The organism is Elusimicrobiota bacterium, from assembly GCA_040757695.1.
Lineage (GTDB): Bacteria > Elusimicrobiota > UBA8919 > UBA8919 > UBA8919 > JBFLWK01.
The window spans coordinates 1-1,972 of record JBFLWK010000187.1 but is presented as its reverse complement, the minus strand read 5'-3'; the positions used below and the strand labels follow the sequence as shown (position 1 = coordinate 1,972).

General features: G+C 31.4%; 2 protein-coding genes. One reads left to right on the top strand and one right to left on the bottom strand.

From position 1 onward, the window contains the following. On the bottom strand, positions 1–197 hold a 197-nt coding region (locus AB1349_13970), incomplete at its 3' end, for an FmdB family zinc ribbon protein (GenBank protein MEW6558433.1). A 403-nt stretch (positions 198–600) separates the two neighbouring features. On the opposite strand from AB1349_13970, the gene AB1349_13965 reads away from it, so the two are divergent. After that, positions 601–1,704: an IS630 family transposase gene (locus tag AB1349_13965; protein ID MEW6558432.1), complete on the top strand. Its 1,104-nt coding sequence runs from the start codon at positions 601–603 to the stop codon at positions 1,702–1,704. The last annotated feature ends 268 nt before the right edge of the window (positions 1,705–1,972 follow it).

Genomic DNA, 1,972 nt, shown 5'->3' with positions numbered 1-1,972 from the left:
CTGTCAATGGTTGAATTCTTTTTAGAATCTGTAACATAAAAACCGGAACCTTTAAAAATAATACCCACTGATGATATAATTCTGTGGACTCTTTCACTCCCGCAGGAAGCACAGGTGGTGTGATTATCTTTACTGCTCAGCTTCAACACTTCAAATGCTTCATTACATTCGTTACATCTGTATTCAAAAATTGGCATACAATCAAGTTCCTTTCTTAATTTAATTATCCCATCTATTATATATACTTGAAATTAATTGTCAAGTTCTGAGATGAATTTACTTAAAGAAAATAATATCATTTATTCCTTTTTTCTGCTGTAACTGACATTACACCTGCAAAATATTTGAGCCTCTTCAGTTTTTACCCGAAGAGGTTCTTACTTTATTTATATGGTGCATCCACTGCCTATCGTAATTTTTCTATATTTTATTTGGAACTCTCCCCCATCTTAATAACCGCACGGAGAAGATGGATGTTGTGTCCTGGTAGGAAGAAAAATAACTATATATAGATCTTCAGAAAAAGAATTAGACAAAGTATAAAAAAGGAAATGCCAATTTGTTAAAATATTAACAAAAAAACTATAGGAGGCATTTCCAATGAATATTATACAATTTAGTAAAGCGACTGTCCAGAAGCTAATAATTGAATTACAAAAAGCATATAAAAGAGGGAATAAACAGAAAATACGTAGAATATATGTCCTTATAGATTTATCTAAAAATGGTAAAATATCTGAAGTTGCAAAGGAAAATTCAATATCAAGACAAAGCGTTTATGATTGGTTAAAAGAATTTATTGTAAAAGGTTTAGATAGTCTGGTCTATAAAAAGCCATCAGGTAGAAAACCAAAATTAAGAAAAAAACAAAAGGCTCAATTAATTGAAATACTAAAAGAAAGTCCTTTAAACGCAGGATATCCCGTAGGATGCTGGTCATCGTTAATAGTTCAGCAGCTTATCATGGAAAAGTTCGGAGTTTTATATAATAGAAATTACGTATGTGAACTTTTACAAAATTTAGGATTTTCATATCAGAAAGCCCGTTTTGTGTCAGACCATCTTGATAGTGAAAAACGTCGAGTCTGGTTAGAGGAAACCTGGCCAAAAATATTAAGTTTAGCATTGGAAAGAAATAGTATGATTTTATTTGGAGATGAAGTAAGTTTTGCTCAATGGGGGTCATTGAGTTATACCTGGTCTTTGGTAGGAAAACAGCCTTTGGTAAAAACCGCAGGAAAGAGAAAAGGTTATAAATTGTTTGGAGTTATTGATTTTTTTTCTGGAAATTTCTTTTCCAAACCTCTGGAAGAAGGTAAATTTAACTCTGAAAAATATCAGACTTTTTTGGAAGAAATAATACAAAAGGCTTACAAGCATATTATACTTATTCAAGATGGTGCAAGATATCATACCAGTAGTGCCACTATGGCTTTCTTTGAAAAATATAAAAATCACTTAACTGTTTTCCAGCTTCCTTCATATTCACCTGATTATAATCCTATTGAATTTTTATGGAAGAAAATGAAGAAAAGAGCTACACATAATCGATATTTCCCTGAATTTGAAAACCTTGTCACATCTGTTGATACAGCTTTACAGTATTTTTCAACTCAAAAAGACGAGATTAAAAACCTTATGGGATTGTATATTCAAACTTTTAACGATTATATGAAATATGATACTATGTTATTGGCTGCTTAATGTCAAAAACATTATCTGAAGATCTATAGTTACAGGAGAAATAAGTCTTATTTACAGGAATCCCGGAAATGTAATTAACTGGTTAATAAACAATGAACTTAAATTACAGGGGATGGTATTGTCAAATAATGATGGAACTTCTGATGTTATTGTCAGGGAAAATGAAGAGGGGGAATGGAAAAAACTCCTTACCTGGTATGTGGAAGATAAACCCCTGAGCCAGGTTATTTTCTTTTCAAAAGATAACAGATTTCTTTACCTCACTGAT